The 21443-nt window shown below is 41.6% G+C and carries 17 protein-coding genes; 6 read left to right on the top strand and 11 right to left on the bottom strand.

The window, feature by feature from the left end; genetic code table 11:
* Nucleotides 1-144: 144 nt before the first annotated feature.
* The 8 genes from dedD to G3341_RS07955 form a co-directional block, all read right to left on the bottom strand.
* Nucleotides 145-801: a cell division protein DedD gene (gene dedD, locus G3341_RS07990; protein ID WP_163861114.1), complete on the bottom strand. Its 657-nt coding sequence runs from the start codon at nucleotides 799-801 to the stop codon at nucleotides 145-147.
* Between the two features lie 5 nt (nucleotides 802-806).
* Nucleotides 807-2096, bottom strand: coding sequence for a bifunctional tetrahydrofolate synthase/dihydrofolate synthase (folC, locus tag G3341_RS07985; RefSeq protein WP_195848178.1), 1290 nt, complete (start codon nucleotides 2094-2096; stop codon nucleotides 807-809).
* Nucleotides 2089-3072 carry an acetyl-CoA carboxylase, carboxyltransferase subunit beta gene (gene accD / locus G3341_RS07980; RefSeq protein WP_154624025.1) on the bottom strand — a complete coding sequence of 328 codons (984 nt, stop codon included), beginning with the start codon at nucleotides 3070-3072 and terminating at the stop codon, nucleotides 2089-2091. The genes folC and accD overlap by 8 nt, the downstream gene beginning before the upstream one ends.
* A gap of 152 nt (nucleotides 3073-3224) precedes the next feature.
* Nucleotides 3225-3911: a DedA family protein gene (locus G3341_RS07975; protein WP_154624024.1), complete on the bottom strand. Its 687-nt coding sequence runs from the start codon at nucleotides 3909-3911 to the stop codon at nucleotides 3225-3227.
* A gap of 47 nt (nucleotides 3912-3958) precedes the next feature.
* Complete coding sequence (gene truA / locus G3341_RS07970; RefSeq protein ID WP_154624023.1) at nucleotides 3959-4774, bottom strand: tRNA pseudouridine(38-40) synthase TruA; 816 nt, start codon at nucleotides 4772-4774, stop codon at nucleotides 3959-3961.
* The gene (locus G3341_RS07965) at nucleotides 4774-5784 is read right to left on the bottom strand and encodes an aspartate-semialdehyde dehydrogenase (protein WP_163861110.1); all 1011 of its coding nucleotides are present in this window, start codon (nucleotides 5782-5784) and stop codon (nucleotides 4774-4776) included. The genes truA and G3341_RS07965 overlap by 1 nt, the downstream gene beginning before the upstream one ends.
* A 94-nt stretch (nucleotides 5785-5878) precedes the next feature.
* Entirely contained in the window at nucleotides 5879-7009 is a 1131-nt protein-coding gene (gene pdxB, locus G3341_RS07960; protein ID WP_163861108.1) for a 4-phosphoerythronate dehydrogenase PdxB, read from the bottom strand.
* Between the two features lie 126 nt (nucleotides 7010-7135).
* Nucleotides 7136-7930 (bottom strand): AraC family transcriptional regulator, encoded by a 795-nt coding sequence (locus G3341_RS07955; protein ID WP_154624021.1) that lies wholly within the window; start codon nucleotides 7928-7930, stop codon nucleotides 7136-7138.
* Between the two features lie 99 nt (nucleotides 7931-8029).
* On the opposite strand from G3341_RS07955, the gene G3341_RS07950 reads away from it, so the two are divergent.
* Nucleotides 8030-8959 carry a DMT family transporter gene (locus tag G3341_RS07950; protein WP_154624020.1) on the top strand — a complete coding sequence of 310 codons (930 nt, stop codon included), beginning with the start codon at nucleotides 8030-8032 and terminating at the stop codon, nucleotides 8957-8959.
* Between the two features lie 298 nt (nucleotides 8960-9257).
* A complete protein-coding gene (locus G3341_RS07945; RefSeq protein WP_163861105.1) occupies nucleotides 9258-13925 on the top strand; it encodes a tetratricopeptide repeat protein in 4668 nt (1555 codons plus the stop codon).
* 87 nt (nucleotides 13926-14012) lie between these two features.
* Here G3341_RS07945 and G3341_RS07940 read toward each other — a convergent pair whose 3' ends face one another.
* Both G3341_RS07940 and tctD read right to left on the bottom strand, forming a co-directional pair.
* Complete coding sequence (locus tag G3341_RS07940; protein WP_163861103.1) at nucleotides 14013-15446, bottom strand: sensor histidine kinase; 1434 nt, start codon at nucleotides 15444-15446, stop codon at nucleotides 14013-14015.
* Nucleotides 15443-16111: a transcriptional regulator TctD gene (gene tctD / locus G3341_RS07935; RefSeq protein ID WP_154624017.1), complete on the bottom strand. Its 669-nt coding sequence runs from the start codon at nucleotides 16109-16111 to the stop codon at nucleotides 15443-15445. Before tctD ends, G3341_RS07940 begins: the two co-directional genes overlap by 4 nt.
* A gap of 291 nt (nucleotides 16112-16402) precedes the next feature.
* On the opposite strand from tctD, the gene G3341_RS07930 reads away from it, so the two are divergent.
* From G3341_RS07930 to G3341_RS07915, 4 genes are all read left to right on the top strand, one after another.
* Nucleotides 16403-17377: a Bug family tripartite tricarboxylate transporter substrate binding protein gene (locus G3341_RS07930; protein WP_163861102.1), complete on the top strand. Its 975-nt coding sequence runs from the start codon at nucleotides 16403-16405 to the stop codon at nucleotides 17375-17377.
* Between the two features lie 12 nt (nucleotides 17378-17389).
* Nucleotides 17390-17821: a tripartite tricarboxylate transporter TctB family protein gene (locus tag G3341_RS07925; RefSeq protein WP_163861100.1), complete on the top strand. Its 432-nt coding sequence runs from the start codon at nucleotides 17390-17392 to the stop codon at nucleotides 17819-17821.
* 10 nt (nucleotides 17822-17831) lie between these two features.
* Complete coding sequence (locus G3341_RS07920; protein WP_154624015.1) at nucleotides 17832-19352, top strand: tripartite tricarboxylate transporter permease; 1521 nt, start codon at nucleotides 17832-17834, stop codon at nucleotides 19350-19352.
* 192 nt (nucleotides 19353-19544) lie between these two features.
* On the top strand, nucleotides 19545-19973 hold the full coding sequence (locus G3341_RS07915; protein ID WP_154624014.1) for a hypothetical protein: 429 nt from the start codon (nucleotides 19545-19547) through the stop codon (nucleotides 19971-19973).
* A 63-nt stretch (nucleotides 19974-20036) separates the two neighbouring features.
* On the opposite strand, the gene fabB is transcribed toward G3341_RS07915, so the two are convergent.
* On the bottom strand, nucleotides 20037-21251 hold the full coding sequence (gene fabB, locus G3341_RS07910) for a beta-ketoacyl-ACP synthase I (RefSeq protein ID WP_163861098.1): 1215 nt from the start codon (nucleotides 21249-21251) through the stop codon (nucleotides 20037-20039).
* Nucleotides 21252-21443: the final 192 nt, after the last annotated feature.

The raw sequence follows: 21443 nt of genomic DNA, 5'->3' as shown, positions 1-21443 counted from the left end.
GGAGTGCATTCTAACAGAAAACGAAAACGTTTGCGTAACCAATTTACATACAATTTAAAAAAACCAACGGCGAAAAGAAAAATTCTTCTTCGCCGCTGTAATTGATTAAAAGCTCAAGCTTTTTATGATATTCCTATTTAAGCATCATGGTTTAAAAGCCCTAATCTCACCTTGTAAACCGGTTATTGACCTCAATTCAGGTAAAGCACTTTCTAAACGCTGCCTTGATGCTTCTGGTCCAACGAAGATCCGTGTCAATTGCCCATTAACAGGTCGAGAAGGTACCGTATAAACCTGATATCCTGACAATCTTAATTTAGCGACAATTTCCTCCACTTTTGCAGAATTTTTCAACGCACCCAGTTGTACCACAAACGCTTTACCTTGCGGTGCCTGAACTTCAGGTTTAGGCTCCGGTTTTGGCTTAGGTTCTGGTTTAACTTCAGGTTTCGGCGTTGGTTTCGGCTCAGGCTTTGGCTCCACCTTTATTGGCTGCTCAGCAGGAATAGCCGGCACGTCTTGAGCTGTGGAAGCTGATTGACTTTGTTGTTGCTCCTGCCTTTGCTCAGACAGCGCTTCTGACAACATCGCTTCCGATGCTTCTCCAGATGCGGCATTTTGTGTCAGTGGTGCAATGGCTTCAATATCCTGCTCATCACCCGGTTTCGGTATAATAGGAATGGCCGCAAATTCATTTTCATTATATTTCTTATCACCATCCAGTAACGCCGGTAATACAATGATCCCCGCCGCCACTAATACAATGGCACCGACAAGACGATTCTGAAATTTACTTGCCACTGACTCTATCCTTTTGCTTTTTCTAACAACATCATCACATGTGCGACAGTATGAAACGAACCACAAACAATAATGACATCCTCATCCGTCGCATCAAGACAAGCTTTCGCCCATGCATCATCAACAGAATCAAACACCTGTGGAGATTCAAGATACTGGCTCAACTGTGATGCAGGGGCTCCACGAAACTCCGTCAGCGGTGCCACATACCAATCTGTCACTTGCTCAGATAAACACGCTAATGTGCCTTGAATATCTTTATCGCCAAGCATACCGATGACCGCTCTCACCCTACGCCCTGGCACGGTGGGTAACTGTGCTAAACGCGTAACCAGATAACCTGCCGCATGCGGGTTGTGTGCAACATCCAAAATCATCAAGGGTTTTTCATTAATTATCTGAAAACGCCCAGGCAGCTGTGCTGATTTCAACCCTTCATGTATTGCTTGGTCGGTAATTTTATCGGCCAGTGTGCGATCAATCTCTTTCAAGCAGCAGATAACCCCTAATGCCGTTGCTGCATTCGCTAGCGGTACATTAGGCACAGGTAAATTCGACCACTGGCATTGATGACTGTGCCATGACCAGCTGTTATTTTGCTGTTCGAAGGACCAGTCTTTGCCGCGACGAAACAGAAGAGTTCCTATTTTATCCGCATATTCACCGATAGATTGAGGCATATCCGGTTCGCCAACCACGCCATAACGGCCACCACGAAAGATACCGGCTTTTTCATGACCAATATGTTCTCGGTCTGATCCCAGCCAATCCGTGTGGTCAAGAGCAATACTGGTGATTGCGGTTACGTCTGCATCCACAACATTCGTTGCATCTAATCGCCCACCTAAACCCACTTCCAAAATCACAACATCTAAAGCAGCCTGTTTAAATAGTTTCAGAGCAGCTAACGTGCCGTATTCGAAGTAAGTTATTGAGGTATCGCCTCGGGCGGCTTCAATATCTGCAAATGCGCGGCAAAAATCAGCCTCCGACAGCTCTGCACCTTGAATACGTACCCTCTCAGTATAGCGAACAAGATGTGGTGAACTGTAGACCCCAACTTTCAGGCCTGCTGCCATCAAGATAGATTCAAGCGTATGGCAAGTCGTTCCTTTTCCGTTGGTACCGGTGACGGTGATAACGCGGGGGGCTGGTTGCGTTAATGCCATTTTACGAGCGATTTTTCCAACTCGCTCCAGCCCCATATCGATATTTTGACTGTGCAAGTTTTCTTGATAAGAAAGCCAAGCCTCCAATGGAGACTCGGCATTAGGTATTGAAAATGGATTATTCATCATCTTTTTTATGCTTAGCAGAGTCCTTTACTTGCTCAGGAGCATCGATGACAACATCGTCATTAACGATATCGATTTTCACATCCTTTTCTTCAACGACCAAAGAAACGTCAGAGGTGTTAAAGCTTGGTTTGTTGGTTAACATAGCGAGCACATCTGCTAATGTGTCACGCATTTCAGGACGACGAACAATCATGTCGATCGCCCCTTTCTCTAACAAGAATTCACTACGTTGGAAGCCTTGAGGCAATTTCTCACGAACAGTCTGTTCAATGACACGCGGGCCGGCAAAACCAATCAGCGCTTTAGGTTCTGCGACATTGATATCACCAAGCATCGCTAAACTGGCTGAAACACCGCCCATAGTCGGGTCAGTTAACACTGAAATATAAGGCAAACCACGCTCTTGCATTTTGGCTAAAGCGGCGCTGGTTTTTGCCATTTGCATCAGTGATAACAGTGCTTCTTGCATACGCGCACCGCCACTCGATGAAAAACAGACTAATGGGCAATTATCTTCTAGGGCTTGTTCAACGGCACGAACAAAACGTGCACCTACAACGGAAGCCATAGATCCACCCATAAAGGAAAATTCAAAAGCAGCCGCAACGATTGGCATATCTTTTAACGTTCCTTTCATCACAACGATAGCATCTTTTTCACCGGTCTCTTTTTGAGCCGCCGACAGCCTATCTTTATATTTTTTTGAATCACGGAACTTAAGAACGTCTTTTGGTTCAAGTTCACTACCTAATTCTGTGGTCGAATTTTCATCGAGGAAGGTTTCAAGACGCTGGCGTGCATGAATACGCATGTGATGATCGCATTTAGGGCACACTTGTAGATTACGCTCGAGTTCCGCCCCATACAGGACTTGCCCACAGCTATCACATTTAGTCCAAACACCCTCTGGGATGTTGACTTTGTTTGATTGGGTCAAGTTACCTTTTTTTAATATTTTTTCAATCCAGCTCATTAATGGACCTTTTCGTCTGATTGATTTCTGGCTATTCCGTCAGGGTAACTGTCGTAAAGATTACTCAATCCCTTCAGGTAAAACGCCAGTATGTTATTTTGTGCCATTAAACCACAATGAAACTTCACTGTGGATAAAAACTTTTTAATCCGTTATGGATTACCATTTTTTTGTGCAGTTACACGTTTTTCTTTTGCCGCTTTACGGCGATGACGAATCACTTCAATCACCCCCGGAAGAATTGAGATAAAGATAATAGCCACTATCAATAATTTCAAATTCTGTTGTACGAAGGGTAAGTCACCAAACAGATAACCTGCATAAGTGAATGATAATACCCATAATAACGCACCTGTCACATTATAAAAGGCAAAATGACGATAAGACATTTTTCCCATTCCCGCAACAAATGGTGCAAACGTTCGAACAATAGGCACAAAGCGCGCTAAAATAATGGCTTTACCACCATGCTTTTCATAAAAAGCATGTGTTTTTTCTAAATAAACACGTCGGAAAATTTTCGAATCAGGGTTCTTAAACAATTTTTCGCCGAAAATTCGTCCAATCGTGTAATTAACCGCATCACCAATAATCGCTGCTGTAATCATTAATGCGACCATTAAATGAACATTTAAATCGTTGCTATCGAGTGCAGAAATTGCCCCCGCGACAAAGAGTAGTGAATCCCCAGGCAAGAATGGTGTTACCACTAACCCCGTTTCACAAAATAAGATCAGAAATAAGATACCGTATACCCAAGTTCCATATTCAGCAACTAACTCTGCGAGATGGACATCGATATGCAAAATAAAATCGATTATAAAACTGATAAACTCCATAAAAACCCTCATTATGAATAGCATCCGTGCTATGTATAAAATTAGATTTACATCAGTTCGTCTGCTAAGAAAACCGGCCCCATGGTATTTTGAGGCAAGGCAAATTTTTCAGGATAATCCACTGCAACTAAATACAAACCATCAGCCTTCGCAGTTGCTGCGGCTTTTGTTCTGTCTTTAAGTTCTAGCAATTCAGCCATCCAGTTAATATCCTGATTTCCGCAACCAATCTCCAGCAAACTTCCCACAATATTTCTGACCATATGGTGCACAAAAGCATTTGCTTTAATATCCACCACAACATAATTGCCGTGGCGAGTCACTTGCACATGCATCACGTTACGCCAAGGGGTTCGTGATTGGCACTGCACTGCTCTAAAGGACGTAAAATCATTTTCTCCCAGTAGAGCTTGTGCCGCTTCATGCATTCTTTTTTCATCAAGTGGATAGTGAAAATGCGTGACTCCACTCGATAAAATGGCAGGGCGATAACGATGATTGAAAATCACATAACGGTAGCGGCGTGCCGTCGCGCTAAACCTTGCATGAAATTCGTCATCAACAGGCTGACACCAACGAACCGCAATATCCTCTGGCAAATGGGTATTTACCCCCATTGTCCAAGCAGCTTCTTTGCGAATGACAGGTGAATCAAAATGCACCACTTGCCCCGTTGCATGCACACCTGCATCTGTACGGCCTGCACAAAATACATGAATAGGATGGTTCGCCACTTTCGATAACGCTTCTTCAAGGCAACCTTGAACGCTCTTTACCTCTTGTTGACGTTGCCACCCATAATAACGACTGCCATTGTATTCGATGCCTAATGCAATACGAGACAACTGCGTTGAATCTGACATCAGTAAAACAGCTCCTGAGCCAGCTTTTCAGCGGTTTCAACGGCCATTAATGCACCACCAAAGCGTACATTATCGGCAACAGACCAAAACTGTAAAATTTCAGGCATACCATAATCGTTACGGATACAGCCAATGCTTAAGTAATGATTACCAGAAGCTTCAGTCACCTGAGTCGGGTAATCCCCCTCCTCTGAGACCTGAATATCCTCAAAACGTTCAAGTTCATCTTGAGCTTCTTCAACACCTACCGGACGTAATGTCTCCAGATATACCACCTGTGCATTTCCATAGAATACAGGAGACTGGATAAAGCTCACCGCAACAGGGATCCCTTCATCTTGCAAAATTTTACGTACTTGATCGACCAAACGGCGCTCTTGTTGCACACTCCCTGCGGTATCCGCCAGCATTGGCAGCATATTAAATGCTAATTGTTTATTAAATCGCCCCTCTTCCGCTGGGATACCATTTAACAAACGTGCACTTTGTCCCGCCAACTCATCCACCGCCGCTTTACCATAAGAAGAAACAGACAGCATGTTAGTTAACGTGATACGTCCAAGGCCTGCGGCCTCAATCAATGGTTTGATCGCACTTAATAATTGACTGACATAGCTATCTGCTAACGAAATAATATTTCGGTTGCGATAATCCGCAAGAACATGTGGATTGACGCCGGGAACCACTAACGGCACATCTGGCTCAAGTGCAAATACACCACTCGCATCAATCACAATACAGCCTTCTTGTGCAGCAAGCTCTGCATATCGCAAACTCACTTCTTCCCCAGCAACAAAGAAAGCAATTTGAGCTTGTGACCAATCAAAATCGGCAGCATCTTGCACCCTGTAGCTTTTACTATTAAAACGAATGCTCTCCCCAGCCGTTCGTTCGCTCGCTAACAGATGTAATTCGCCAACAGGAAATTCGCGTTCTTGTAATAGTGCTAAAATAGCTTCACCAACAGCACCGGTGGCGCCTAATAACGCAATATTCCAACCTTCAGTCATTGCTGTTTCTCCAAAAAATATAACTATTAAATGAAATCATCCATACGTATTAAATGAAAGGCAATATACCCCTTTCTCGTAATATTTAAGAAGATCACTTAATCAAATGTGCATTAAAACCCAGTGCGGTTAATTGAGATACCGTTTGTGGATCATCACAACTGACTGCCAAAGATGACCATTCACGACGTTCTTGGTAGTGTTTTCGTAGCTTGTCAAATTCACCAGGTATTGCGGCGACTTCACGTAATGCTGCGTCATCACGACGCACATCATACACCAGATGCACCAACCTTTTGAGTTGGCTTTGCGTTAATTTACCCTGAAAAGTGATAGCACTCATTTCAGGAATAGGTAGTAGCGACGCCAGTGCAATACTATCCGGCTGCCCTAAAAATTGGCAATAAGCTTCATAGACTTGCGTGGTACCGCGGGCTTTACCTTCAAGAGTATAGCCGGCAATATGCGGTGTGCCGATGTCAACCCACTGCAATAATTCTGTATCCAGATTAGGTTCAGGCTCCCATACATCTAACACGACACTTATTTTTTTGCCTTGCTTTAACAAAGCTAATAAGGCTTGATTATCAACTACTTCACCACGGCTAGCATTAATTAAAATGGTGCCGTCACGTAAATGAGATAAACGCTGAGCCTCCATTAAATGGTATGTCTTATCGGCGCCATCCATATTCAGCGGTGTGTGGAATGTCAGTACATCTGCTTCATTCAACACGGTTTCTAAAGGTAAAAAGTCTCCTGTGTCTCCACTTCTCGCGCGGGGAGGATCACACAATAGTGTTTTGCCCCCCCAAGCCGATAATCGCTGAGCTAGGCGACCTCCAACATTTCCGACCCCAATAATTCCTACCGTTTTGTCACGTAAATCAAAATGATCACGCTCAGCTAACATCAGCAGTGCCGAAAAAACATATTCCACAACCGCAATCGCATTACAGCCCGGTGCTGACGAAAATGCGATATTGGCTTCATTAAGCCATGCCGTGTCGACATGGTCGAAACCGGCCGTGGCAGTACCAACAAATTTTACTGGCGTTTCATTCAATAACTCACGATTCACTTTTGTAATCGAACGAACCATTAATGCATCCGCGTCCAGCAATTCCGCTTCAGGTACTGGACGACCCGGTACAGCTTTAACCTCACCCAGCTTACTAAACAACTGCTGAGCATATGGCATGTTCTCATCAACCAAAATTTTCACTTAATTAGCCCCAATATCTTTATTCGTACCATTCTCAACGAACAAATTATTTTATGGTTGTTTCATTTTATGACCGCGTATTTTGCCACGTTCCGAGTCTATTGCCTATGAACGATTACTTGTGTTTCATTCATCTTTGGCTCGAAAACGGTCTGGTGTCACTCCTGATATTTGTTGAAACATCGCAATAAATGCCGAAGCCGAGCTGTAGCCAACATCCAGTGCGACTTCATGCACGCTTTTACCTTGCTCTAGTGCAGATACCGCATGTAAATAGCGTAACCGCTGCCGCCATTCACTAAATGACATCCCCAACTCTTGCTGACATCGACGTGATAATGTGCGTTCTGAGGTATAACTGCGTTTAGCCCAATCCGCCAATGTTGAGTTATCTGCCGGATCTTTTTGTAAAGCATCTAAGATTGGAGATAAAAATTTATCTTTTGTGATAGGAAGATACGTTTCTTGGCATGGCGAAATCGAAAACTGATCAATTAATACACTTGCTAAACGAATATCTTCATCCGTTTGAGGTTCAACCACGCCTCTCTGATAAAGGTCACTCATAATCGTTTGAAAAATGGGGCTTAACTTGATAACACAAGCACGCGATGACAGTTTCTCACTGAAACGTTGTGCAAAATCGATAATGCGAAATTTCACACTCTGTTTATTAAAACTTGCGTGTTGCGTATTAGCAGGGATCCACACACAAAATTCGGGTGGGGCAAGATAGTGTTTTCCTTCAATCTCCATTTCCATGATCCCACATACCACATATAACAATTGACCAAACGGATGAGCGTGAGATTTATATTCACTCTGCGTATCTATTTGTTCATGGCGTAAGGCAATAAAGGAAGGTTCAATAATATTGCACTCACTAATAAGCCTTGTTGGTGATTTTTGCATTTGTTGCATAGATGTTGTCTGAAAACCGTTATCGAATGTCTGGTTATCAGTATATATAAAAAATCTGACAAAGGTATACTAGCACCACTCATTAGGGAGAAGCTGTTAATGAAAAATTTATTATTTCCGCTGATTGCGGTTTTACTTTGGTCAATGAATGCGATAGTGAATAAAGCCGCGGCAACTGCTATCGATCCTGCCGCAATATCCTTTTACCGTTGGGCGTTGGCGCTGCTTGTCATGACCCCCTTTGTCTTACGTTCAGTGCTACGAAACTGGAAAACCGTGAAAAAGCATTGGTGGCAATTAGCGATTTTAGGCGCCCTTGGTATGATGCTCTATCAAAGCTTAGCGTATTATGCGGCTCATACTGTCAGTGCGACCTTTATGGGGATTATGAATTCCCTGATCCCATTACTTACCGTGGTAATTAGTATTTTTGTACTCCGTGTTATTCCAACGGTTGGGATTTTTATCGGTACTTTATTATCACTCGCTGGCCTTACTTGGTTAGTCAGCCAAGGCAATCCAGCCGCTCTCTTTTCTCAAGGTTTAGGCACTGGTGAATTATTAATGCTCATCGCCTCCGCTGCCTATGCACTCTATGGCGTATTGACTAAACGTTGGGCGATTCAATTATCGAGCTGGGATTCACTTTACGTTCAGGTTTTCTTTGGTGTTATTTTGTTGATACCAAACTTTTTATTAGCCGACGACGTGACTTTGAATCGTCATAATATCGGCCTAGTTGCTTTTGCAGGGATTGCCGCTTCTATTCTTGCACCAGCATTATGGATCCAAGGTGTGATGCGTTTAGGGGCAAATACAACCTCAATTTTTATGAACTTAGCCCCTGTATTTACAGCTATTATTGCCATCTTTGCCCTCGGTGAAGAACTGAAGAGCTACCATCTGATTGGCGGTGGAATTGTGTTATTGGGTGTCATGCTTGCCCAACAGCTACGTACACCGCTGACACAGCTTTTCAAAAGCAAGAAAAAAATTGAGCAGGAAAAAGATTGCTTAAACGATACCTAGCAGTAAAATTAAACCTCAAGCAATGCAATGTCGTAATTCATATGCCCCACACTTGTGGGGCTATGTTTTTCAATCAACATATTCTTAGCCACTCACTTCCTTTGTCCTTTCTTTTATCATTTTATGATATTTGTCCATAATAAATCAGCATCAATGGTTTATCCTTGAATGAAAATTTCACTTAATATACCGTTCTTTTTTTAGTTAGACCTAAATTCATTAAACCAAATATGACAGGCTGATATTTAAATAGAATTTTTCTGTTCGTGAATAAAGATCAGTCACAATAGGAATAATAATGACTAAACGCGTTAAAATTGTGTTGATTGTATTCATCGCTATTTTTGTTATTTCAGGGCTGCATTTAATTCAAAAAAAGGCAACTCATTCCGCTCAGATGGGTTACCAATTATATTATGATGGGAATTTTGCCTCAGCATTTAAATATTTTAATCAGCGGGCACACAGTGACCCACAGTCTGCGTTTAGTCTTGCAATGATGTACTGGAATGGTATTGGTACAGCCCAAAATAAACCACTGGCGATAGAATGGCTAATCAAATCTGCTGATCAAAATAATCCTAGTGCCTTGTACAATTTAGGCTATTTTCGTTATTACAAACAAATAGCTGACACCCCGAATGATTTATATGGACTGACATCATTAAATAAAGCCGCTGACCTTGGGGTATTAAATGCTCAAGAACTATTAGGGATAATTTACCTCGATAACCAACATACACAGATTAAAAAAGATTATGAACTTGCTCGATATTATTTTACGCGAGCAAGTCAACAAGGCTCACGGCTCGCCAAATATGGTAGTGCGGGTATCGCTTACCAATATGATAAGGATTATCAAAAAGCCGTTAGTCTATTGGAGCCTTTGATAAAGGATAACTTCGCTATCGCCGCGCTATTGCTCTCACACATTTATCGTGAGGGGGGTTATGGCATAGAAAAAAATATACAGCTTGCTGATAAATATGAACAAAGTATCCAAGATGCTATGCAATACTTCGATTTTAATCAATCATATTTAGAAGCCGCTCCCCTCTCTGTACAGGGTTATCTCACTCCTAAAGAGCAAAATAGGCAACGCCAGCAACTTGAACAGCGCGCGGCTGAAGGTGATGACAGTGCCTATTATACGCTGTTTGAAAGGTTCTACTCTGGCGATGGTTTTCATAAAGATCTTCTTAAAGCTATCGAGTATTTACAACCTTTAATCGAGAAAAAATCGCCAAAAGCCCTCTACCTACACTATGTAATGACAAAGTCAGAACCGCAATACCTTATTGATGCCGCTAATGCAAACTATCCAGATGCCGTCTTTCAGCTCTACCAGATATATTCTGGTCATATTCACGATATTCATTTTAAAACTAATCGAGAACTCGCTGATAAATATCTCGCCATATCCGCTGATTTGGGAAATTTAGATGCAATCCTTGATTTAATTAATCACTCGCTTAATCACTACCATTTTCCGAATAAAGAACTGAATGCCATTGTCACAAAATATACGCTTGAAGGGCTCAATCAGTTTCCAAGCTCAGCGGAAATGCTCATCACCGCAAGTGGCGTGTACGGTAATAAACGCACTGACCTTTATGATCCTAAAATATCTTTTGAACTCAATGCAAAAGCTCGAGATTACTCATCTGAACCCGATATTATCAATCAATTAGCTGATAAATATGCCAATGCGATTGGTACCCAAAAAGATCTCACCAAGGCGGTTGCTCTCTTTAAACAAAGCTTAACTCTTAAGCCAGAAAAAAATATAGCGAGCATTAAATTAGTACAACTTTATTATGATGAACAACCCGTTAATGGCCTAGATGAACAGTTTATCCTTTCACTTTTGAAAGAGGATGCCAATCCACCCTATTTATCAAAATTAGGCTACTATTACGCCGACTACTTACTTCAACAGGATCCACAAAAAAATCACGCGCTAGCTTTTCAACTTTATGAAGTGACCAGTAAATACTCAGGCAAAGCCGCGCTCCATTATGCAAACGCATTATTAAAATACCAAACTGGACAAGAAGAGGCAGCCTTAAAACAGGTTATTAATGCTTTCGAATACCACAAATATGATCGTTCACTGAATGAAAAAGAGCTTCACGATGCATATGCCCTCTTATTTAATTACGGTATGCATCATCCAAAAGCCCAAGAATTGGTTATCGCCTTTGCATTGAATGAGCACAATGCCGAAGCAACAGCACTTGTTGAATCATTAGTAGGAAAAGATGCGCATATCACTTATTTATATGCAATAAATCATCTTGCCAAAATTCAAGATATCAGTTCAGCAACAGAGAGTGAACTTAAAACCTATTTCAATCTGCTTTTACAGGCTTCAGACTTGGGGAGTATTGATGCCACCATCTATATTATCCATAACCTTGATGACATTAACTATCAAAATAGTCAGCCTTATAACAAGACAAAGTTTATGTCCCTGACGGGCTTAACTCAGAAAGATTTAGTGACGTGGTACCAAAAGTGCGCGGATTTAGGAAGTAACACATGTTTATTTAAACTCGGTGAAATTTACCAAAAAGGCCTATATGGCATCAATCCTGATTATGAAAAAGCGATATCTTATTACTTTAGCATCAAAACGCCTGCTAATAGCCATATGGCATCACAACTTAAAAGAATTAAAACCGACCATCGTGATTTCACTCAATTACTCGAAAAAGCCAATCACGGTGATAGTGATGCACTCTATAAACTCGCTAATGCCTATAGAAAAGGTCAATATGGGCAGAATCCGAATCAACAAATTTGGCTGAAATATCTCGCTGCCAGTGCACAGCGTGATCATCAGCAAGCATTAATAGACAGCATTCACTTTTACACTAAAAACGATCTGATTGAAAAAAACCAAAACAAAGTACTTGGTTATTACCAGCAACTCATTCAATTAGGTAATCAAGAATACGCTGATAAATTAGCCAAGCAATATTTAACCGGTAGCAAACTGGTTAATATCGATCGCTCCAAAGCTCGAAAATATTATCAAGCCGCAGGTGAAATAGGAGACTATGATATCAAATTAATGGACAATTTTGATATTTATCTCAATGTGATAGATGATAGTCTATTAGCCAAATATGAACTTGCTAATGCGTATTTATACGGTTTTGGCACAAAACGCGATATTGAAAAAGCCGTTTATTATTTTGAACAAGCGGCTAACGAAAACCATGAGCAAGCAATTAATCAGTATATAAGCCTACTCCAGAATGGTTATTATGATCATGAGGAAAAAAAGTGGCTGTTACTTCCTAATTGGCAAGACGCAATTATCTGGTTAAATAAATATCCAAATTCAGAACATGCTGCTGACAGTATTAAATTCTTTAATACCACCGTATCCCCCGCCCTAAATGGTGATACTAAAGCCTATTTTAATATAGCTAATTGGTATCAAGATAATATGCAAAGCCAAGCCGCCCAAATATGGTATCGCAAAAGCGTTGATGCTGGTGATGTACGTGCTATTCCATACCTTGATAAGCTATTAGCGAGGGATGATTATGAGACAAAATATCAACTTTACCAACAGGGCGCCGAAAAAGGTGATATCTATTCACAAGTTCAGCTAGCTTGGTTTGATTTGAATAATGCCGAGATAAAAACATATTCTGAGCAATACCAAACAGCGATTAAATACCTTAATCAAGGTTTAAAATCGAGCGATACGCAAATATCACAGTCTGCTTTTGACTATTTAAGTACGCTTTATCATCAGGGGATTAGTGATAAAAATAATCAGCAACTACACCCAAGTGATAATCAGCGCTACCTAGCCCTATTAGAAGATGAAGCAGCTCAACGCAATCAAGCACTGATACAGTTATACGACTATTATAATAAACGCGATCCGGAGAAGGCATTAGGTTACCTAAAAATGGCTTATGAAAAAGGCTATCCGACAGCAATGGAATACTTATATCAAGCCAGTTTTTCTAATGAGAATTGTCAAAACAAACGTTTTGATGAAAATGCTGCGACGTTGTATTTAACTCAATGGTTAGAAAAAAGTCATTTCTCAGGCAATGATTATTACCACACGGACAGCCCTAGTGCACTTATAAATAAACTAGGTGATGTCTATTTTTATGGAAACTGTGGTGTTAAAAAAGATCTTGATACTGCGATTAAATGGTATGAAACCTCTTTAGAATACCGTGGTCATCAAGCTATCAATAAGCTTTATGATGCTTATCTTGAAAAAGGTGATGCTAAAAAAGTTTATTATTATGGCTTAATGGCTGGGAAAAATATCCCTGAGATAAAATTACTTAATACTCTCTCTGATACCGAACGCGAAGCCGTTAAAGCTGAATATGAGCATCAACAAAATGAACAGCAGTATGGTGATTATCGAGATGAAATTATCGACAAACAGCAGAAAGCAGAAACAGGTGACGCCTCCGCGGCTTATTCATTAGCCATCATTTATTCACGAGGTACCCAAGCACCTTTCGATCCCGTGAAAGTTGTTTACTATTATGAGTTATCAGGTAAAAACGGTAACGCGGATGCCTACAATGCGCTTGGCCATCTCTATCTAAATGAAGATGACCTTAATTTTCCAAAAGATGTTCAAAAGGCGCTCTATTATTTTGACCTAGGGGCTAAGTTGAATGACAGTAACACGGCTCATCTGGCAGGCGATTTACTCTATTTTGAGAGAGATGGTATCGAGACAGATTACGCTCGTGCCGCCCAATATTATGCAATGACTGATTTAGAACAAGGCATACATCATGCTTTAGCAAAATATAAACTCGCAGAATTGTATTACCATGGTTTAGTCGGTTCAAAAAGTAAAGAAGACCAGCAAAAAGCCTATGACTACCTACAGTTAGCCGCGAAATATAAAGTTCCCCATGCAATAAAAGCATTAGAAGAGTGGGATTTTAAACAAATAAACAAATAGAACATTCACGATTAGGGGGAAACTCTCCCCCTAATGCATTGGCTATTTTCGCTAAAAATCAGACAAACATTCTCAATAACATTTGTATTATTTTTTGCCCAGCTCTTTACTGGTTTGAAAAACAACTCGGGCTAATAATCCACCTAGCTCGTTTCCTTTCAAAAGTTGTAATTCTGTACCATGGTAAATGGCAATGTCTTTCACTAGAGCCAGTCCTAACCCTGAGCCTTCAAGACTCAATGCATTATTAAGACGAGTAAATGCTTCCATTGAACGGTTAATTTTTTTATCTGGTATACCCGGTCCTGAGTCTTCCACTTCTAATATGGTGTACTTGTTATCTTCACTCAATGACACCCGAACAGTCACAATACCGTTATCAGGGGTATATTTAATGGCATTATCGATGAGATTCGCACACATTTCTGCCAATAATATCGGCTCTCCTTTAATCCATGATTGCTCTTCGCCTTCATAACCAAGATCAATCCCTTTACTTTCCGCTTGCCCTAAGCGAGTAAAACAGGCTTGTTGGGCTAATTCAACTAAGTTAATTGCGCTATATTGACGAATCGCTTCTTTTTCGTGCGCTTTTAAACGCGCTAACTGTAATAAGCGATCCGTTAATATAATCGTGCTGTCTAAGGTGTTGTTTATAGCCTGCAAGCTTTGCTGCCGCTGCTGTTCATCATCACTATTCAGCGCCACCGAAACCTGTGTTTTTAAGACGGTTAAAGGCGTTTTTAATTGGTGTGAAGCATCCGCGCTAAAGCGCTCTTGTCGCTTTACCATTCTTTTAAGCCTTTCAATATAGCGATTTAATGCATCAACAAGCGGTGATAACTCTGACCATGGCAAAATATCAGGGAATGGCGTTAAATCATTAGCCGAACGTCCCATCATCAATTGAGATAGATTTTTCAATGGTGTTAATAACTTACTAAGTAGTAAATACGCTAATACTAAGGTGAGAAAAACGACGGTGCCTTGACTCATTAACGAGGATATTAATAATTGTCTAGCAAATTCATGGCGTGAAGAAACCGTTTCGGCAACACGGATCTGCACCATCCCCATCATCCCACCTTCATTAACTGGTTGGTAAAACGTGGCAACTCGGATAGGTAAGCCTTTATATTCGGCATCATAAAAATAGACAAGCGCTGTATAGTGTTGAGAACGCATCCAATTAGGTGGGATCTCAGGTAAATCATCATAGCCTGAAATAGTCTTCCCATTAGGTTCAATCACTTGATAAAACAGACGGTCATTAATATTACGTTCAAAACTGTCTAAAACAACATACGGGACATCAACAATCAAATGACCATTTTCTACTTTTAATCGCTCTGCAACAGTACGTGCCGATGCGAGCAAGGTTCTGTCGTATGCTTGGTTAGCTGCATTTTTTGCACTGTAGTAGTGGGTATATACTGTAAATCCCCCTAATACAATGAGGGGGATACCGAAGAAGAGCAGCAACTGATGAAAGAGAGAGCGTGGATGAGAGACTAATTTCATACACTACACTGCTCTAATCGGTATCCTAATCCGCGAAGCGTATTGATATTGACATCGGTTCCCGAGAGTTTTTTTCTTACACGATGTACATAGAGTTCAATACTCTGTAAATTGGCTTCCTCTGATAATGAAAACACCTGTTCAAATAATTGTGTCTTTGACACTGGCCGTCCACGACGATGAAACAAGGTATTCAATACGGCAAATTCTCTTGGCGTTAACGCTAACGGTTCTAACCCTATTAAGAAATACCCTTCTTCATGATAACAAAGTGAACCAAAACGTTGGGGTTCATTAACTTGCCCTTGGCTACGTCGTAATAACGCTCTGATCCGTGCTTCTAGCTCAGATAAATCAAAAGGTTTAGTAAGATAATCATCCGCCCCCGCATTTAATCCTTTGACTCTGTCAGAGACATCGGAGTTTGCTGTTAGCAACAACACAGGGGTCTCTTGGCCCCGTTTTCTCATCTGTGCGAGTACATCTAAGCCACTGATTCTGGGCAAAGAAACATCCAATATGACTAGCGAATAACTTTCCGTCTGTAATAGCTGGTCGGCAATTGCACCATCACTCGCAATATCAACCGCAAAACCTGTCGCACTCAGTGCTTTTTGCAACCACAATGACAACTCATCATGGTCTTCAACTAATAATATCCTCATTTGCCATGCTCTCAATTCATCCCATGATAAATATACGTTCGCATTAACCCCTGAGAAATGAAATGCTTAAGTGCAATATTTTCAAGCTGGTTCACAAGAATACCCATAAACACAAATTAACATTAAATTAACAATTTAAAATAACAAATAATAAGCAATCTGATATACATCACAAAAAAACAACTTCATTTGTTAATGAAAGGTAAATGAAAGCTTTACTAGCCAATGATAATGATTAGAAAAACAACAATGAAGTCTCTCTTTATCTGATTTTTCGTGAGGAAATAAAGAATGAAAAAAATATCATTAACCACATTAGCTGCTGCACTTTTCTTTGCTGGCCTTAATCAAGCGGTAGCATTACCTGAACGCACTGAATGTATTGCACCAGCAAAACCGGGCGGCGGATTTGATTTAACATGTAAGTTGGTTCAAGTTTCCATGTTGGAAACCAAAGAAATCGAAAAACCGATGCGAGTGACCTATATGCCAGGGGGAATTGGTGCTGTCGCCTATAATGCGATTGTTGCTCAACGCCCTGCTGAACCAGGAACCATTGTGGCATTCTCCGGCGGATCGCTACTGAACCTCGCCCAAGGGAAATTCGGTCGTTATAACGAAAACGATGTACGCTGGCTTGCCAGTGTTGGTAGTGATTATGGCATGATCGCTGTCCGTGAAGATTCACCTTACAAAAACCTGAAAGAACTCATGGACGCTTTCAAGAAAGACCCGAATAGCATTGTCTTTGGCGCTGGTGGCTCAATTGGTAGCCAAGATTGGATGAAGACGGCGTTACTGGCAAAACAAATCGATGTTGACCCACGCAAAATGCGTTATGTCGCTTTTGAAGGTGGTGGTGAAACATTAACCGCTTTACTCGGTAATCACATTCAGGTCATGTCTGGTGATATGAGTGAAATGGCCCCTTACCTTAACGATGGCAAAGTGCGTGTGTTAGCCGTTTATTCCGACAAGCGCCTGGGTGATGGCCTCGAAAATATCCCAACAGCGAAAGAACAAGGCTATGACATCGAATGGCCAATTATTCGTGGTTTCTATATGGGACCGAAAGTGTCGGATGAAGATTATAACCAATGGGTTGAAGCCTTCAAAAAATTACAACAAACCGATGAATTCAAAAAACAACGCGAGCTACGTGGTTTATTTGAATACAACTTAGTCGGCCAAGAACTTGACAACTATGTCAAAGAAGAGATCGAACAATACCGTGAACAAGCTCGTTCATTCGGTTTAGCGAAATAACGGAGGCCGTTGATGAGCCAACGCATATTTGCCATCGTCTGGCTAATATTGTGTGGTATCGGTCTTTATATTGGCTGGGGGATCCAAAGTGAGTTTTCTTATGAACCACTGGGCCCCCGCCCTTTCCCGATAGCCATACTTTCATTAATGGCTTTATGTGCCTTCATCTTGCTTTTTGGTAAACAAGAAGCAATTGAATGGCCAAAGCCATATGTTTTACGTCGCTTAGTATTACTCATCCTGTCATTGGTCATTTATGCTTGGGTGTTTGAGTGGCTAGGCTTTCCTTTATCTACCAGTTTATTGACGATCAGTATTGCGCTGTTGTTTGGCGCGACACCCATAGCCGCCATCATTTCCGGCCCAATATTAGGTGTCGTTCTATTCTATGCCTTCGACAAATTACTGGATGTCACCTTGCCTATTGGCAACCTGTTTAATTAAGGAGATAGCCATGGAAACTTGGATGTATCTTTCGCAAGGTTTTGAAGTTGCATTAATTCCACAAAATTTGCTAATCGCACTTATTGGTTGCTTTATTGGCACGGTTGTTGGCATGTTACCGGGGCTAGGTCCTATCAATGGCGTTGCCATCCTATTACCACTGGCCTTTGCGCTAAAACTTCCCGCAGAGTCAGCTTTAATATTATTAGCGACGGTATATTTAGGCTGTGAATATGGTGGCCGAATCTCTTCTATTTTACTGAACGTCCCCGGCGATGCCGCCGCCATTATGACAACGCTTGATGGTTATCCAATGGCTAAGCAAGGTAAAGGTGGGGTTGCGCTATCCATCTCTGCTGTCAGTTCATTTATTGGTTCAACCATTGCTATCTTTGGGATCATTTTATTCGCCCCTCTACTCGCCCAGTGGGCTCTCGCGTTTGGCCCCGCGGAATATTTTGCCCTCATGGTGTTTGCCATCGCCTGTCTTGGCAGCATGATGAGTCAGAACCCAATTAAATCGCTATTAGCAGCCTTAATTGGTCTTGCCTTCGCTACTGTTGGCGTCGATGCAAACTCAGGCGAATACCGTTTTACTTTTGGTAGCGTCAACTTATCCGATGGTATCCAATTTATTGTTGTGGTGATTGGGCTATTCTCTGTCAGCGAAATACTGCTGATGTTAGAAGGCACTGCAACAGGGCAAGGTTTAATCCGCAAAACAGGACGCATGCTATTTAACCGCAAAGAAGCTAAAGCCTGTGCAGGTCCAACTTTACGTTCTTCTTTGGTCGGTTTCTTTGTCGGTGTGCTCCCCGGTGCTGGTGCCACCATTGCCAGTGCTATCACCTATATGACAGAGAAAAAAATCAGTGGTGCAAATGGCCAGTTTGGTAACGGTGATGTACGTGGTGTCGCGGCACCTGAGGCTGCAAATAATGCTTCTGCATGTGGATCATTCATTCCCATGCTCACTTTAGGTGTTCCCGGTTCAGGAACTACTGCCGTCATGATGGGCGCATTGACACTGTATAATATTACTCCAGGCCCTGGCATGTTTACTGAGCAGCCAGATATCGTATGGGGATTAATTGCAGCGCTTCTGATCGCTAATATTGTCTTACTCGTTATGAATATTCCATTAATCGGTTTATTCACCCGCATGTTAACCGTGCCCCTTTGGTTCTTAGTGCCTGCAATCGCTACGGTATCCGCGGTTGGCGTGTATGCTGTGCATAGTACAACATTCGATCTGCTTCTGATGATGGGGCTTGGTGTCTTTGGCTATATCCTACGGAAAATGAATTTTCCATTATCCCCTTTAATCCTTGGTTTCGTTCTCGGGGAGATGCTTGAGCAAAGCTTACGCCGTTCTTTATCAATCAGTAATGGCGAATTTAATATTCTCTGGAATAGCCCAATCTCTCAATGTTTGCTCGTGATGGCGGTATTAGTCCTTGTGTTACCCCCTATCGTGAAATTAATTCGTAAAAAACGTCAACATCAAGCGACAACCCGCGAACACTCTTAAATTCGCTCAACAATCAATATCGCTCTTTTTGACTAAACATTGCCCCTTTATATAGGGGCTTTTTTTATTCTAAAGCAGTAACACAATATAAAAATAGAGAACTTACTTAAAAAATCAGAGAGTGACTCTATTGTTAGTCTCGATTTATACTTTATATTGTCGACTATAATTTCGAATGGAATCATTTTCACTATGTTAGTTAGCGTATTGCAATCCTTATTAAAATGGCAGCCCAAACCACTTCGTCATAATCAGTTTGCAACGCTATTAAATGATAGATACCAAATCAGTAGTCAATTCCCTTCTACCATCACTGAGATAGATGATAATGGCCGTTTATTAGTGAAAGCCGATGGAAAGATCTATATCTATTGTAATGGCATCTTAATTCTACGTATCAATAAAAATGTGAGTACCATTACGATTGGTATCCTTGAAGATAAATCTAAAATTATTGATATCAGAAAAAATATCTTTCGTTCACAACAAAAGGTTGCCTCATCAAGTCATCAATCTCTTCCAGCGACAACCGCTTCAGATAATTCATCTTCAAGTCATGATTACAACTTTTCTAGCGGTGATTCAGGAGGAGGAGACTGTGGTGGTGGCGGGAGTGACTAATAATAGAAAGCGAGAGCGTTATACTCTCGCTTTCTCATTTCATACATGTCAGCTAGGATTCAATTAGCCTTTATATTTACTCATGACTAAAGTGGCATTCGTTCCACCAAAGCCAAAGCTGTTTGACATGACGGTCTCTAGTGCTTGTTCCGTTGGTTTAGTGACAATATTCAGTCCTTCCGCTTTCGGATCCAAGGTTTCTACGTTGATACTTGGTGCGATAAAACCATGTTCCAACATCAACAGGCTATAAATCGCTTCGTGAACCCCTGCTGCACCTAAAGAGTGCCCAGTCATTGCTTTCGTGGCTGAAATGGCTGGTGATTCACTGCCAAAGACTTCTTGGATAGCTTCGAGTTCTTTAGTATCACCGACTGGCGTAGAAGTACCATGAGTATTGATATAATCGACTTTGCCTTCAATACTTTGCATCGCCATTTGCATACAACGCACAGCACCTTCACCAGAAGGAGCAACCATATCTGCACCATCTGAAGTCGCACCATAACCAACGATTTCAGCATAGATATGAGCACCACGAGCTAATGCATGTTCTAACTCTTCGACAACCACAATACCGCCGCCGCCAGCGATAACGAAACCATCACGATCAACATCGTAAGTTCTTGATGCTTTGCTTGGCGTTTCATTGTACTTCGTTGACAGCGCACCCATGGCATCAAATTCACAGGTCATTTCCCAGCTCAGTTCTTCACCACCACCAGCAAAGACAACATCTTGTTTGCCAAGTTGGATCAACTCTACCGCATGACCAATACAGTGTGCAGATGTTGAACAAGCGGAACTGATTGAGTAGTTCACCCCTTTGATTTTAAATGGCGTGGCTAGACAAGCTGAGATACCCGATGCCATTGCACGAGTCACCATATAAGGGCCAACACCACGAAGGCCTTTTGCACGCATACCGTCAGAGCCAGCGACTTGATTGCGTGGAGAACCGCCACCTGAGCCAACCACTAACCCCGTGCGTAAATTCGAAATCTGTTCATCTGTTAAGCCCGAATCACTAATAGCCTGTTCCATAGATAGGTAGGCATAAACGGAGCAATCACTCATGAAACGGCGGATCTTACGGTCAATCAAGCCGTCAGTATCCATTTTTACATTACCCCAGACGTGGCTACGCAGCCCCGCCTCTTTGAATTCTTCTGAGAAAGTGATCCCGGAACGACCTTCCTTCAGAGAAGCCAGTACTTCTTCCTGGTTATTACCAATACTGGAAACAATACCCAGGCCAGTGATGACTGCACGCTTCATTCATTACCTCATGTCTTTTAATAATGTGAGTACGGGATTACAGGTTGCCACTTTAGCTTACACTTGTAAGCTGAACAAGTCCGATCAGGGTAAATATTTGTATTTTTTTTTCCTCTAGTACAATAACCTTTTTATTCAAAGGTAGCCTTAACGCTTGTTCAGCGCTAAAATTTAACGATTATTTGCATAATA

Source organism: Providencia vermicola, from assembly GCF_010748935.1.
Lineage (GTDB): Bacteria > Pseudomonadota > Gammaproteobacteria > Enterobacterales > Enterobacteriaceae > Providencia > Providencia zhejiangensis.
This window is presented reverse-complemented; position numbering and strand designations above follow the sequence as displayed.